15 protein-coding genes are annotated in these 13,929 nt (G+C 71.4%); 11 read left to right on the top strand and 4 right to left on the bottom strand.

The window, feature by feature from the left end:
- Positions 1-6 precede the first annotated feature (6 nt).
- From AC6H2I_RS19125 to AC6H2I_RS19110, 4 genes are all read right to left on the bottom strand, one after another.
- Positions 7-732, bottom strand: coding sequence for a VWA domain-containing protein (locus AC6H2I_RS19125; RefSeq protein WP_497502286.1), 726 nt, complete (start codon positions 730-732; stop codon positions 7-9).
- Between the two features lie 82 nt (positions 733-814).
- Positions 815-2,371 (bottom strand): sensor histidine kinase, encoded by a 1,557-nt coding sequence (locus tag AC6H2I_RS19120; RefSeq protein ID WP_497502285.1) that lies wholly within the window; start codon positions 2,369-2,371, stop codon positions 815-817.
- The gene (locus AC6H2I_RS19115; RefSeq protein ID WP_497502284.1) at positions 2,331-3,176 is read right to left on the bottom strand and encodes a response regulator transcription factor; all 846 of its coding nucleotides are present in this window, start codon (positions 3,174-3,176) and stop codon (positions 2,331-2,333) included. Before AC6H2I_RS19115 ends, AC6H2I_RS19120 begins: the two co-directional genes overlap by 41 nt.
- Entirely contained in the window at positions 3,154-3,738 is a 585-nt protein-coding gene (locus tag AC6H2I_RS19110; RefSeq protein ID WP_497502283.1) for a hypothetical protein, read from the bottom strand. Before AC6H2I_RS19110 ends, AC6H2I_RS19115 begins: the two co-directional genes overlap by 23 nt.
- Before the next feature lie 971 nt (positions 3,739-4,709).
- Between AC6H2I_RS19110 and AC6H2I_RS19105 the strand changes: the two genes are divergently transcribed.
- The 11 genes from AC6H2I_RS19105 (at position 4,710) to AC6H2I_RS19055 (ending at position 13,919) form a co-directional block, all read left to right on the top strand.
- Positions 4,710-5,423, top strand: coding sequence for a hypothetical protein (locus AC6H2I_RS19105; RefSeq protein WP_497502282.1), 714 nt, complete (start codon positions 4,710-4,712; stop codon positions 5,421-5,423).
- On the top strand, positions 5,420-5,845 hold the full coding sequence (locus tag AC6H2I_RS19100) for a phage holin family protein (protein ID WP_497502281.1): 426 nt from the start codon (positions 5,420-5,422) through the stop codon (positions 5,843-5,845). Before AC6H2I_RS19105 ends, AC6H2I_RS19100 begins: the two co-directional genes overlap by 4 nt.
- A 210-nt stretch (positions 5,846-6,055) precedes the next feature.
- The gene (locus tag AC6H2I_RS19095; protein ID WP_497502280.1) at positions 6,056-6,901 is read left to right on the top strand and encodes a hypothetical protein; all 846 of its coding nucleotides are present in this window, start codon (positions 6,056-6,058) and stop codon (positions 6,899-6,901) included.
- Between the two features lie 279 nt (positions 6,902-7,180).
- Positions 7,181-7,651, top strand: a complete 471-nt coding sequence (locus AC6H2I_RS19090; protein WP_497502279.1) for an SUF system Fe-S cluster assembly regulator — start codon at positions 7,181-7,183, stop codon at positions 7,649-7,651.
- Positions 7,652-7,750: 99 nt separating this feature from the next.
- Positions 7,751-9,235 carry a Fe-S cluster assembly protein SufB gene (gene sufB / locus AC6H2I_RS19085; RefSeq protein WP_497502278.1) on the top strand — a complete coding sequence of 495 codons (1,485 nt, stop codon included), beginning with the start codon at positions 7,751-7,753 and terminating at the stop codon, positions 9,233-9,235.
- Between the two features lie 70 nt (positions 9,236-9,305).
- Positions 9,306-10,058, top strand: a complete 753-nt coding sequence (sufC, locus tag AC6H2I_RS19080) for a Fe-S cluster assembly ATPase SufC (RefSeq protein ID WP_497502277.1) — start codon at positions 9,306-9,308, stop codon at positions 10,056-10,058.
- Positions 10,059-10,061: 3 nt separating this feature from the next.
- A complete protein-coding gene (sufD, locus tag AC6H2I_RS19075) occupies positions 10,062-11,423 on the top strand; it encodes a Fe-S cluster assembly protein SufD (protein ID WP_497502276.1) in 1,362 nt (453 codons plus the stop codon).
- A complete protein-coding gene (locus AC6H2I_RS19070) occupies positions 11,420-12,694 on the top strand; it encodes a cysteine desulfurase (protein WP_497502275.1) in 1,275 nt (424 codons plus the stop codon). Before sufD ends, AC6H2I_RS19070 begins: the two co-directional genes overlap by 4 nt.
- The gene (sufU, locus tag AC6H2I_RS19065; protein ID WP_497502274.1) at positions 12,691-13,161 is read left to right on the top strand and encodes a Fe-S cluster assembly sulfur transfer protein SufU; all 471 of its coding nucleotides are present in this window, start codon (positions 12,691-12,693) and stop codon (positions 13,159-13,161) included. The genes AC6H2I_RS19070 and sufU overlap by 4 nt, the downstream gene beginning before the upstream one ends.
- Entirely contained in the window at positions 13,158-13,568 is a 411-nt protein-coding gene (locus AC6H2I_RS19060) for an SUF system Fe-S cluster assembly protein (RefSeq protein ID WP_497502273.1), read from the top strand. Before sufU ends, AC6H2I_RS19060 begins: the two co-directional genes overlap by 4 nt.
- 12 nt (positions 13,569-13,580) lie before the next feature.
- Positions 13,581-13,919 (top strand): HesB/IscA family protein, encoded by a 339-nt coding sequence (locus tag AC6H2I_RS19055; RefSeq protein ID WP_497502272.1) that lies wholly within the window; start codon positions 13,581-13,583, stop codon positions 13,917-13,919.
- Positions 13,920-13,929 lie beyond the last annotated feature (10 nt).

Here is a 13,929-nt window from a genome sequence, read left to right as displayed (position 1 = left end):
CGCTCCTCACCCGCCGGCGGGCCGGCCGAGCTGGTCGGTCAACAGCCGCACGGACCCGCCGCCGCGGCGGCCGTAGTCCTCCAGCGCGGCACGACCGCCCGCGGCGAACACCGCCACCGCGCTCAGCAGGTCGCGCAGCTGCCGCGCCGATCCACGGTCGAACGGGCAGTAGGCGCCGCCGGTCAGCCGTGCGATCGCCTGGAAGGCGCGCCGCGCCGCGGGGTCGCCGCCCTCGTGGAAGAGGAAGGCCGGGGTGCCCAGCAGCCCGAGTTCGCCGGCGAGCTGGGCGAGGTGGTCGATGTCCTCCTCCATGCAGTCGCCGACAAAGACCAGGGCGTTGACCTTGCCGGACCGCGCCTCCTTCAGCGCGTGGCCGAGGACGCGACCGATCTGGGTCTGGCCGGCGAGGCAGCGCACCGCGGTCATCCGCCGCAGCAGCTCGTGGGCGTCGCCGACCCAGGGGCTCGCCTTGCACTCCCGGAAGCCGCGGTAGAAGACGAGCTGGACGTCGAGTCCGCCGAGGTCCGCGGTCACCTCGAACATCTCGCCCTGGAGCTGGCAGGCCCGGTCCCAGGTGGGTTCGCGGCTCGCCGTCGCATCCATGGCGAACATCAGCCGGCCGCGCCGTCCCGGCTCGCGCCGCGGCGCCGGCACCGCCGCGACCTGGCGCAGGAAGGCGTCGACCGCCGACCGGGTCGCGCGGTGGGTCGGCAGATGATCCTCGTCCGCCATCGCGAACCTCCAAGAAACGTCCCGTTCCGTTGGAGATAGGACCGCAGACCGCGATGGACCAGTGCGGCGGCCGCCCCGGCGCTCACTGCGCCAGGGGCAGGGCCACCCAGACCCGGAAGCCCCGCTCCTCCCGGTTCTCCGCGTCGATGCTGCCGCCCAGCGCCTCGACGTTGCGGCGCACGATCCACAGCCCGATGCCGAAATGGGTGCCCTCGGCGGTCTGCCCCTGGGGGTCGGCGTCGGGCATGCCGCGGCCGGGCTCGCGCTGCGAGAAGTAGCGCTCGAAGATGCGCGGCAGGCTCGCCGGGTCGACGCCGGGCCCGTCGTCCTCCACGCTGAGCACGGCATGGCCCTCGCGGCGGACCAGGCGGAGATGCACGGTGCCGCCGGGCGGCGAGAAGCTGACGGCGTTCTCCACCAGGTTCTCGACCACCGTCTCCAGGATGTCCTCGCTGGCCCGCACCGCCAGCCGGCCGGCCACCTCGGCGCGCAGGCGCAGGTTGCGCTCGGCCAGCACGCCGGCATAGCCGGTGGCCATGCGGTCGGCCAGACCCGACAGGTCGACGCGACGGCGCGGCGGGGCCAGCAGATCGGCCGTCGCCTCGTCCATGCGGCGGGCGAAGGAGACGAGCCCGTCGAGCTTGTCGACCGATTTCTCGATCATCGTCAGCGCCCGCTGGCAGCGCGCGTCCTCGCCCGGCAGCGTCCGGCGCAGGGGTTCCACCGACTGCCGGATCACGGCGATCGGGGTCTTGAAGGCATGGGCGTTGTCCTCGGCGGCGCGGCGCAGCGACTCCGCCGACTGGCGCAGCGTCTCGACCAGCCGGTCGAAGTCCTCGGCGACCCCGGCCAGCTCGGGCACGGTGTTGCGCTCGGCGAAGGATTCCTCCGGGGCCTCGCCGCCGCCGATGCCGCGCGCCAGCGCCCGGAACCGACGCAGGTTGCGCCAGACGTCGACGAACACCGCCAGCACCAGCACCGCCATCGCCACGTAGATCAGGGCCGCCGCCTGCACCGACGCGGTGCGCCAGTACGGCTGCCCCAGCGAGCTGCCGAGATAGGCCTCGGTGTTGTGGCTGGTCACCAGGGCCCAGCAGCCGATCCGGGTGTGCAGGGGGATGACCGACGTCACCACCTCCGGCACCCCCGACGAGCGCGGGATGCGGGTGGCCATCGGGAAGCCGCCGGCGCAGGTCTGGGACAGCTGGTCCAGCGCCCCCTGCTCCTGGAGCTGGCGGCGCTCGGCGTCGAGATAGGCGGTGGACACGCCGGGCGCGGCGCCGACGTAGAAGAACCCGTCCTCGCCGCTGATGTCGGCGGGACGGAGCAGGAGCCTCAGCCGCAGACCGTCGCCGGCGAACCGGGCGAGCAGGTCGCCGACCTGCGGCAGGGCGGCCCGGTCGGCGCTGGACAGCTGCGGTTCCAGCGCGCGGGCGATCAGCGTGCCCCGCTGCTGCGCGTTCTGCAGCAGCAGGGCACGGTTGGCGTCGTCGGCGCGTTGCAGCTGGTCGTAGATCAGCGCGGGAACCGCCAGGAAGACGATGGTGAGCAGCACCAGCCGGCTGGCCAGCGAGCGCCACAGCCATCGCCCTTTGCGCTCATTCCGCCGCCGCGGCAGCGCCATCGACCAGGCCGCCATTCAGCTCCCCTCCCCGTCCGGCCGCACCGTTGCCCCAGCGGTAGCCGAAGCCCGGATAGTTCTCGATGCAGTCGAACGCCTCGTCGATGGAGCGGAACTTCTGGCGGATGCGCTTGATGAAGGCGCGGACGTTGGCGCGGTAGCCGGACGGCCCGTAGCCGGCCATGAAGCCCTTGCCGTGCACCAGGTCGTAGATGTCGCGGTAGGACACGTCCTCCTCGGGCCGGGTGGCCATCAGGCGGACGATGTTGAACTCGGTCAGCGTGAGGTCGACCCGGGTGCCGGCCCACAGGGCGCGGCTGTTCTCCAGGCGCAGTTCCAGCCGGCCCAGGCGGTAGACCGGCGCCGCCGCCTCCGGCGCCGCCGGCGTCTCGGCCTCGTCGGCGGCGCCCTTGGTGCCACCGAGGATGAGGTGCATGCGCTTGAGCAGGATCGGCAGGCTGCGCGACTTCTCGACGAAGTCCATGGCGCCGCCGGCCAGCGCCGCCTCCTCGTAGATCTGGTCGGACAGAACGGTGAGGAAGATCACCGGCAGGTCGATGCCGCGGGCGCGCATCTGGCGCAGAACCTCGATGCCGTCCATCTTCGGCATCCGCCAGTCCAGCAGCACGATGTCGGCGTTGCCGCCCTCGGCGAAGAAGGAGAGCGCCGGCTCGCCGCGGTCGAAGGACACCACGTCGAAGCCTTCGTCCGCCAGGTTGAGGCCCAGCGACTCCCGGAACAGATCGTCGTCGTCGACCAGCGCGACGCGGACCGGCGGGAGGGCGTTGGTGGCTGCGGGATCAGTGTGCGTCACGGGGGTCATTCCAGGCTTGGGCGAGGAGACGGGCGAAGCATCGGTCGTCGGCATCACGGACATTGTCAGTGCTCTTCATGTCGTAGGAGAGGGCACGGAAGTCCTGCGACGTCATGTCCATGAAGAAGAACACCTTGAGCGTGCAGGTGCCGTCGGCATAGCGCCACACCTGGGCGGGCGCTTCCTCTTCAGTGGCAGCGGGACTTCCCAGAAGCCGCCGGGTCTGGCCCTGGTCCAGACCGACGAGCGTGTCGGGTTCGATGATCCCGGCGGACGCCAGCGCATCCACGGGGCTGACGGCGGCGGGGGGCGGCGCGTCGGGCACCGCGGCCACCAGCTGCCCGGTCTGGACGGGTGGCTTGACCGCCGGCTTGGTGGCCGGCCGCGGGGCGTGGACCGCCCTGGGCGGCGCCCCCGTGCCGAGCGACGCCCCGTCGGGGTGCATCGTCGCGCCGGGGCAGCCGGTCAGGAGCAACACCGCCACAAGCAGTCCCGGCCCGCGCCGCCATGCCGTGGTGCCGGCGGTTCCGCCGGGGCGCGGGCAACCCGTCATGGTCATGGAAGCGGTCATGGACCCGGGCCTTTCAAAGAATTACTGTTGCTTGTTTCGGCGGTCGCTCGCGAACCCTGCTCTGCGCCCCGCGTCCGGTGACCCGAATGTCTGTCGATCCTGGTTAATGGGCGGTTAAATGAAGGGTCGGTACCACCTTTTTGCAGGCTTTTGGAGACATTTTTCTGCCAGAACCGCGACGAACGAGGGACTTCGTCGAAAAAACCGTCGATATCTAATTGGACACCCTGGCGATTGGTCAACCCTCCCGGCCGGCGCGCCGGCAGGCCGCGCGCGAAATGCGAAGTCGGGGGTGCCTGCGTATCCCTGGGTCGCAGGGGCGGGAGGCCGGGGCCCGGGGCCGCCGGCGCGCGGCGTGCGCGGCGGCGCAACCGATGGGACGCGGCGGGCGGCGGGCGGCGGGCGGCGCGAGGTGGGGCGCGTTGCCTGAGGATGGGGTCTGGAAAAAACTTCGGCGGCGGAACCACCCGGGTATGGTTCCGCCGCCGTTCAGTCGGATGGGCAACGTGCCGTGGAAGGCCGTCCGCTTTCGGGTCCCGCTCCCGGCCGGGGCGGCACCCGGAGCCGTGCGACGGCCGAACGGTTGCCTCTGGCAATCCGACCGTTCATCCGGCCGGCGCGTGCGCCGGTCGGCTCCGTGCGTCCGATGCTGCCTGTCGCATCATCGTCACGGCACCTAGGGTGCGCCCTTCCCCCGCCCCGCGTCAAGCCTCTGTCCCGAGTCGGGGCGGGGTCGCCGCGGGTTCCCCCGCCGCGAGCGCCGCGCGCCAGGGTTTATCACGCCACCGCCGGTTCTCCGCCGGCAACGCCCCCCGCGCGGCGGGGGCCGCCGCCGGACCACCGGCGCGGCCCCGGCAGGAGGCGCCCGGAACCGCGACCCCCGGGAAGTGTTATCCGGTCGAGAATCGGCACGGCGGGATCGCGCACAGCGTGCCCGCCGGATCGCAACGAAGCCCGTGAGGAGGATCAGCATGGCAAGGCGCGACACGTCCGACGGCCACTGGGCGGAACGAAAAGCCCGCGACGCCATGGACCGGGCGGGGCATGAGGCGGGCGCGATGCGCGACCAGGCCGTGGACCAGGGCCATCACCTGGTGGGAACGGCGCGCGACCGCATCCGCTCCCTGTTCGAGCAGCAATCGCACCGCGCCGCCGACCAGCTCGGCGGCGTCGCCCACGCCTTGCACCAGGCGGCGCAGCAGCTCGATCAGGAGAACCAGGGGCCGGCGGCCCACTACGTCGACAGCGCGGCGGATCGCGTCGGACAGGTCGCCGACACCCTGCGCGACTCCACCATCGACGATCTCGTCGGCATCGTGGAGGGCTACGCCCGACGCCGGCCGGAGATCTTCGTCGGCGCCGCCTTCGCCGTCGGCTTCCTGGTCTCCCGCTTCGTGAAGAGCTCCGGCGAACGCCGCCCGGACGTGCCGGCCCCGCACCCGGCGTCGCCCTACGCGGCGGCCCAGGGGCGCTACGCCCCGCCCGGCATGCCGCCGGCCGACCTGCCCGTGCCGGCGGCGCCGGTGAGCGCACCGGCGGGGGCCGCCGTGACGGACTCCGCCTCCTCGGGCGTCGCCCGCGCGCCCGGGCCGTCGGCCCTGCCCGACACCCCGCCGTCGCCCGGCCCGACGCCGGCCGAGGGCGCCGCGCCGCTCGGCGTGAAGCCGCAGGAGTTCAAGCCGTGAGCGTCGCCGAAGACCGCACCCACCACGATCGGCCACCGCGCGCCGACCGCTCGGTGACCGGCCTGTTCGCCGACCTCGCCCGCGACATGGCCAATCTCGTTCGGGCGGAGATGGCGCTGGCCAGGACCGAGGTGTCGGAGAAGGTCGGTGCCGCCGCCGGCGGCGCGGCGCTGGTCGCCGCGGGCGGCCTGATCGGCTTCGCCGGACTGCTGTGCCTGCTGGCCGCGGCGACGCTCGGCCTGGCCACGGTGGTGGAGCCTTGGCTGGCGGCGCTGATCGTCGGTGGCGCGGTGCTGGTGGTGGGGCTGATCGTCCTGATGGTGGGCCGGAGCCGCCTGCGGCCGGCCAATCTGCAGCCGGACCGGACCATCGAGACGTTGCGCCAGGACAAGCGCTGGGCGCAGTCGCAATTGGGCCGATGAGGCCCACCCCGAAGGACCTGGGCCGATGAGGCCCACCCCGAAGGACCTGGGCCGATGAGGCCCACCCCGCGGGACCCGGGCCGTTGAGGCCCACCCCGCGGGACCCGGGCCGTTGAGGCCCGCCCCGAAGGACCGGACGCCCGACCGACCGTCGCCACCGGTGGCGGCGGGCGGCGTCCGGCGCCGGAACCGATCAGGATGGAGAGAACCATGACTCGCACGAACCAGACGACCCACTACCCCGGCTCCTACGACGTCGAGGAGATGCACGAGGCTTCGGGCGGCGGGTCCTGGAGCGACACCGTTCGCTCCAACCCGATTCCCCTGGCGATGATCGGTCTCGGCGTCGGCTGGCTGCTGCTGTCGGGAAGCGGCTACGACCGCCGCGTCGCCAACAGCCGCACGGTGCGGGACGCCCGGGACCGCGCGACCGCCGCCGCCCGCTACGTCGGTGAACGGGCGTCCCGGGCCGGTGAGCGGGTCTACGACGCCACCGAGCAGGCCTACGAACGGGCCGGCGAGTCCCTGCGGTCGGCCGGCGACCGGGCCGGCGCGGCGCTGGGCCGGGCCCGCGACACGGCCGGCGCCCGCGCCGAGGAGCTCGGCCAGCAGGCCGAGGGGTACGGCCAGCGGGCCGAGCGTTTCCGCAGCGAGGCCGGCCGCTACCGCCGCGCGGCGTCGTTGCGCGCCCGCGGTGCCGCCAGCGGGTTCTGGGACATGGTCGACGACCACCCCCTGGTGGCCGGCGTCCTGGGCGTGGCGATGGGGGCGGCGCTGGGTGCCAGCATCCCGTCGACCCGGTACGAGGACCGCTGGGTCGGCGACTATGCCGACGACGCCTACGACCGCGCGCGCCATTACGCCGAGGACATGATGGACCGCGGCAGCCGGGCAGCGCGGGCCGCCGCCGACTCGGTCCGCGAGGACGCCACGGAGGCGATGGCCGACGCCAAGGGTGCGGCGAAGGACGCGATGGCGCACGCGAAGGGCACGGCCAAGGACATGGCCGAGGACGGCAAGCGCGCCGCCAAGGAGGAGGCCAAGAAGCCCTCCTGACGCCTCCCCGGATGTCGGTCAGACGGCCCCGCCCCCGTGGCGGGGCCGTCTGTGTTTGCGGGCCGCGCACGGACGGCGGCACGCGGACGGCGGGGCCCAGCGGTGTTGAGTGGAGGGCGCTGGCACATCCCCCCGCCGTGGTCTAGCATGGCGCCCCGGCCGGCCGGTATCCGACGCTGCCGCTTGACTTTCGGCCGAGGTCGACCACCTAATCTGGACCAGAACAGTCCGGATTGATGCGGCGGCGCCGGTTGCGGCCGCCCGCGGGTGGGAGCGACCATGATCCGAATCAGCAAGCTGACCGACTACGCCATCGTCGTGATGAGCGAGATGGCCCGCCAGCGGGGCGCGGTTCACACCGTCGCCCACATGGCGGAGCGCACGGGCGTGCCCGCGCCGACGGTCGCCAAGCTGATGAAGACGCTGGCCCCGGCCGGCCTGATGACCTCGCACCGCGGGGCCACCGGCGGCTACGCCCTGGCGCGGCCCGCCGGCGCCATCACCATCGCCGACATCGTCACCGCGCTCGACGGCCCGATCGCGCTGACCGCCTGCGTGGATGGCGCCGACGACCAGTGCGGGGTGGAAAACCTGTGCCCCATGCGCGGCAACTGGGAAAAGATCAATGCGGCGGTGCGCGCCGCGCTGGAGCAGGTGACGTTGGCCGACATGATGACGCCGGTGTGGACACCGCCGCCCGGCGACGCGCCGCCACCGCGACGGCGAGCGGCGGCGGCGGCGGCGAACTAGCGCGCCGCAGCCGCGGGCGCGCCGCCGGCACCGCCGGGGCCGCGGCCGACCACTCGAGGACCTTACGCCGACACGGCAGTATCAGGAGCACGACCCACCATGGCTGGCACGATGGACACCACCGAACAGGTCCGCGCCCTCGCCGAGCAGAAGTACAAGTACGGCTTCACGACGGACATCGACGCGGACATGGCCCCCAAGGGCCTGGACGAGGACATCATCCGTTTCATCTCCGCCAAGAAGGAGGAGCCGGAGTGGCTGCTGAGCTGGCGCCTGCGCGCGTTCGAGGCGTGGAAATCCATGAAGGAGCCGCACTGGCCGGCGCTTGAGTACGGGCCGATCGACTATCAGGACGCCTACTACTACGCGGCGCCCAAGCTGCAGAACAAGCCGAAGTCGCTGGACGAGGTCGACCCCGAACTGCTGCGCACCTACGAGAAGCTGGGCATCCCGCTGAGGGAGCAGGCCATCCTCGCGGGGGTCGAAGGCACCGAGGACCAGACCCCGGCGGTGGCGGTCGACGCGGTGTTCGACAGCGTCTCCGTGGCCACCACCTACAAGGCCAAGCTGGAGGAGATCGGCATCATCTTCTGCGCCATCTCCGAGGCCGTGCACAAGTGCCCGGACCTGGTGCAGAAGTATCTCGGCTCGGTGGTCCCCTACACGGACAACTTCTTCGCCACCTTGAACTCGGCGGTGTTCACCGACGGCTCCTTCGTCTACATCCCCAAGGGGGTGCGCTGCCCGATGGAGCTGTCCACCTACTTCCGCATCAATCAGAAGAACACCGGCCAGTTCGAGCGCACCCTGATCATCGCCGACGAGGGCAGCACCGTCTCCTACCTGGAGGGCTGCACCGCCCCGCAGCGCGACGAGAACCAGCTGCACGCCGCGGTGGTCGAACTGGTGGCGCTCGACAACGCCACCATCAAGTACTCCACGGTGCAGAACTGGTATCCCGGCGACGAGAACGGCAAGGGTGGCATCTACAACTTCGTCACCAAGCGCGGCGCCTGCCGCGGCGTGAACTCGAAGATCTCCTGGACCCAGGTGGAGACCGGCTCGGCGATCACCTGGAAGTACCCGAGCTGCATCCTGCAGGGCGACAACTCGGTGGGCGAGTTCTATTCGGTGGCGATCACCAACAACCGCCAGCAGGCCGACACCGGCACGAAGATGATCCACATCGGCCGGAACACCCGCTCGACCATCGTGTCCAAGGGCATTTCCGCCGGCAAGGCGCAGCAGACCTATCGCGGGCTGGTGAAGATCCTGCCCAAGGCCGAGGGCGCGCGCAACCACACCCAGTGCGACAGCCTGCTGATCGGCGACAAGTGCGGCGCCCACACCGTGCCCTACATCGAGAGCCGCAACCGCACGGCCCGGGTGGAGCACGAGGCGACCACGGCGAAGATCAGCGACGACCAGCTCTTCTACTGCCGCCAGCGCGGGCTGTCCGAGGAGGACGCGGTGTCGCTGATCGTCAACGGCTTCTGCAAGGAGGTCCTGAAGGAGCTGCCCATGGAGTTCGCCGTGGAAGCCCAGAAGCTGGTCGGCATCAGCCTGGAGGGCAGCGTCGGCTGACCTCCCTCCCCCTCGCCATCCCCCACGTCCTGGCAGTCAGCCGAGCAGGCGCACCCAAGGAAGACCACAGATGATCGAAATCAAGAACCTGCACGCCACCGTCGACGGCAAGGAAATCCTCAAGGGCATCGACCTGACGATCCGGCCGGGCGAGGTGCACGCCATCATGGGGCCCAACGGCTCGGGCAAGAGCACGCTCTCCTACGTGCTGGCCGGGCGCGACGGCTACGAGGTCACCGACGGCTCGGTGAGCTTCTACGGCCAGGACCTGCTGGAGCTGGAGCCCGAGGAGCGTGCCGCCGCCGGCCTGTTCCTGGCCTTCCAGTACCCGGTGGAGATCCCCGGCGTCGCCAACATGACCTTCCTGAAGTCGGCGCTCAACGCCATGCGCAAGCACCGCGGCGAAGGCGAGCTCGACGCCATGCAGTTCCTCAAGCTGGTCCGGACCAAGACCAAGGAACTCAGCATGACCGAGGAGATGCTGAAGCGGGCGGTCAACGTCGGCTTCTCCGGCGGCGAGAAGAAGCGCAACGAGACGCTCCAGATGGCGGTGCTCGAGCCGCGGTTCGCCATCCTCGACGAGACCGACAGCGGCCTCGACATCGACGCCCTGAAGATCGTCGCCGACGGCGTCAACGCGCTGCGCGGGCCCGAGCGGTCGATGCTGGTGATCACCCACTACCAGCGCCTGCTGAACTACATCGTGCCGGACTGCGTGCACGTGCTGGCCCAGGGCCGCATCCAGCGCTCCGGCGGCAAGGAGCTGGCCATGGAGCTGGAGCAGACGGGCTACAAGGACTTCGGCGCGGACGAGGCGGCCTGACCCATGACCACGACCCGATCGATCCGCATCGGCGACACCGACGCCGCCCGGCCGTTCCTGGAGCCGTTCGAGCGGCTGCAGGGCTCGCTGCCCGGGGCCGCCCTGTCTTGGGTGCGCGACCTGCGCGAACAGGGACGCGACCGCTTCGCCGCGCTCGGCCTGCCCACGGTGCGCCAGGAAGCCTGGAAGTACACGTCCCTGCGGCCGCTGGAGAAGGTGGCCTTCGAGCCGGCCACCGCGGCCGCCACCGGCGCCCATTTCGACGTGCTGCCGACGGTGCGCACCGACGGCGCGCCCGGGCCGCGGCTGGTGTTCGTCGATGGCCGGCTGCGCGCGGACCTGTCCTCCACCGCCGGGCTGCCGGAGGGGGTGGAGCTGCTGGGCCTCGCCGACGCCATGGCCTCCCATCCCGAGTTCGTGGGCGACCGTCTGGGCCGCCTGGCGGTGACCGACGAGCACCCGCTGGTGGCACTCAACACCGCCTTCCTCGCCGACGGCCCGGTGCTGCGGATCGCCCGCGGCGTGACGGTGGACGAGCCGGTGGAGATCGTCTTCGTGTCGCTGGGCGGCGACGGGCGCGCCACGGCGTTCCACCCCCGCACCCTGATCGTCGCCGAGGCGAACAGCCGGGCGACGGTGGTCGAACACCACATCGGCCTGGGCGGCGCCCCCACCTTCGCCAACCATGTGGCGGAGATCGAGGTGGGCGACGGCGCCACCCTGCACCACTACAAGGTCCAGCGCGAGCAGGACAACGCCTTCCACACCGCGCACACCGCCGCCCGGGTGTGCCGCAGCGCCTGCTACGACAACTTCATCCTCAGCGCCGGCGCCCGCCTCGCCCGCAACGAGGTGCGCACGGTGCTGGACGGCACCGGCGGCACCTGCCACGTCAGCGGCGCCTATCTGGTGGCGGGGGAGCAGCATTGCGACACCACCACCCTCATCGACCACGCCCAGCCCCACTGCACCAGCCGTGAGGTCTACAAGGGCGCCATCGACGACCGGGCGCGCGGCGTGTTCCAGGGCAAGATCATCGTCCGCCCCGACGCCCAGAAGACCGACGGGCACCAGCTCAACCGGGCGCTCCTGCTCTCCGACACCGCGGAGATCGACGCCAAGCCGGAGCTGGAGATCTACGCCGACGACGTGAAGTGCAGCCACGGCGCGACGGCCGGCGAGCTCGACGACGAGGCGCTGTTCTACCTGCGCTCCCGCGGCATCCCGATCAACCAGGCGCGCGGCCTGCTGATCGGCTCGTTCCTGGCCGAGGCGATCGACGAGATTCCCGAGGAGGGCGTGCGCGCGGCCTTCCAGGGCGTGGTGGACCACTGGCTGGCGACGCGCCGCGGAGGCACGCCATGACCCACCTCGCCCGCGTCGCCGCCACCGGCGCCCCCTTCGACGTCGCGCGCGTGCGCGCCGATTTCCCCGTGCTGGCGCAGACGGTGCACGACCGGTCCGGCCGGCCCGGCAAACCGCTGGTCTACCTGGACAGCGGCGCCAGCGCCCAGAAGCCGCGCGCGGTCATCGACGCCATGACCCGCTTCATGCTCGAGGACTACGCCAACATCCACCGCGGCGTCCACGTGCTGTCGCAGCGCGCCACCGACGCCTTCGAGGCGGTTCGCGCCAAGGTGGCGGGGTTCCTCGGCGCGCCGTCCGACGACACCATCGTCTTCACCGCCAACGCGACGGACGCCATCAACCTGGTGGCCGCCAGCTACGGGCGGACCTTCCTGCAGGAGGGCGACGAGATCGTCCTCTCGGTCATGGAGCACCACGCCAACATCGTGCCGTGGCAGCTCCTGCAGATGCAGACGGGGGTGGCGATCAAGGTCGTGCCGGTCGACGACGACGGCGTGCTCGACATGGACGCCTACGCGGCCCTGCTGGGGCCGCGCACCCGGCTGGTGGCGATCACCCACTGCTCCAACGTGCTGGGCACGGTGACGCCGGCCAAGGAGATCGTGCGGCTGGCCCACGCCCGCGGCGTGCCCGTGCTGCTCGACGGCAGCCAGGCGGCGGTGCACGGCCCGGTCGACGTGAGCGATCTCGACGTCGACTTCTACGTCTTCACCGCCCACAAGCTCTACGGCCCGACCGGGCTGGGCGTGCTGTACGCCAAGCACGAGCTGCTCCGCAAGATGCCGCCCTACCGGGGCGGCGGCGATATGATCCAGTCCGTCAGCTTCGCCGGCACCACCTTCAAGGAGCCGCCGATGCGCTTCGAGGCGGGCACCCCGCCGATCGTCGAGGCGGTCGGGCTGGGGGCGGCCATCGACTACGTCGAGGCGATCGGCCGCGAGACCATCGCCGCCCACGAGCACGACCTGCTGGTCTATGCGACCCAGCGCCTGTCCGCGGTGGAGGGGCTGCGCATCGTCGGCACCGCCCCGGGCAAGGCGGCCATCGTCTCCTTCACGGTCGACGGCGTGCACCCGCACGACCTCGGCACGGTGGTCGACCAGTACGGCGTCGCCGTGCGGGTCGGCCAGCACTGCGCCGAGCCCCTGATGGAGCGCTTCGGCATCGGCGCCACCGCCCGGGCGTCCTTCGCCCTCTACAACACCCGCGCCGAGGTCGACGCCCTGGTCGACGCGGTGCAAGCGGCCAAGGAGTTCTTCGGAGCATGATGGACGAGCTGCGCGAACTCTACCAGGAGGTCATCCTGGACCACGGGAAGAATCCGCGGAACCTGCGCCACCCCGCCGACGCCAACCGCGAGGCCCGGGGCGAGAATCCCATGTGCGGCGACAAGTTCACCATCTATCTCAAGGTGAACGACGCCGGGCTGGTGGAAGACTGCGCGTTCGAGGGGCGCGGTTGCGCCATCTCGACCGCCAGCGCCTCGATGATGACCGAGCTGGTGCGCGGCAAGACCAAGCACGAGGCCCGGACCCTGTTCGAGACCTTCCACGACCTGTGCACCAAGGAGGAGGAGGACCACCACGACCACGGCCCGGTCGACGAGGACGCCATGGAAAAGCTGATGGTGCTGTCCGGCGTCCGCCAGTTCCCGGTGCGGGTCAAGTGCGCCACGCTTGCGTGGCACGCCATGAACGCCGCCATCGCCGGCGAGGCGAAGGCGTCCAGCGAATGAGCCAGCCCATGGAGAGCGCGATGCCCGACGACGCGATCGCGAACCAGCCCGCGGACGCCGCCGGCCCCGCCGCTGGGGCCGCCACCGCCGAAGCCGATCCCCGCCAGCCGCTGATGGACGCCGTCGTGGCCGCGGTGAAGACCTGCTACGACCCGGAAATCCCGGTCGACATCTGGGAGCTCGGCCTGATCTACCGCATCGACGTGGACGCCGCGCACAAGGTGGCCGTCGACATGACCCTGACCAGCCCGATGTGCCCGGTCGCCGGCGAGCTGCCCGAACAGGTCCGGCAGGCGATCGCCTGCGTGGACGGGGTGGAGGAGTGCACGGTGGAGCTGGTGTGGGAACCGCCCTGGCAGCCGGACATGATGTCCGATGTCGCCAAAGTCCAGCTGGACATGTACTGAACGAGGACACCCATGGCTGCACCCCAGGCGATCACCCTGACCGACGCCGCCGCCGCGCGCGTCAAGGACCTCATGGCGAAGGCCCCCGACGACATGATCGGCCTGCGCATCGCCGTGAAGGCGCGCGGCTGCTCCGGCCTCAGCTACGACATCCAGTACGCCAAGGAGAAGCTCAAGTTCGACGAGATCGTCGAGGACAAGGGCGCGACCGTCCTGATCGCCCCCGACGCGGTGATGTTCCTGATCGGCAGCGAGATGGACTTCGTCGACGACAAGTTCGAGACGGGCTTCCGGTTCCGCAATCCGAACGAGAAGGGCCGCTGCGGCTGCGGCGAGAGCTTCCACGTCTGATCGCGGGCGC

This window comes from Azospirillum sp. NS33, from assembly GCF_059703765.1.
This window is presented reverse-complemented; position numbering and strand designations above follow the sequence as displayed.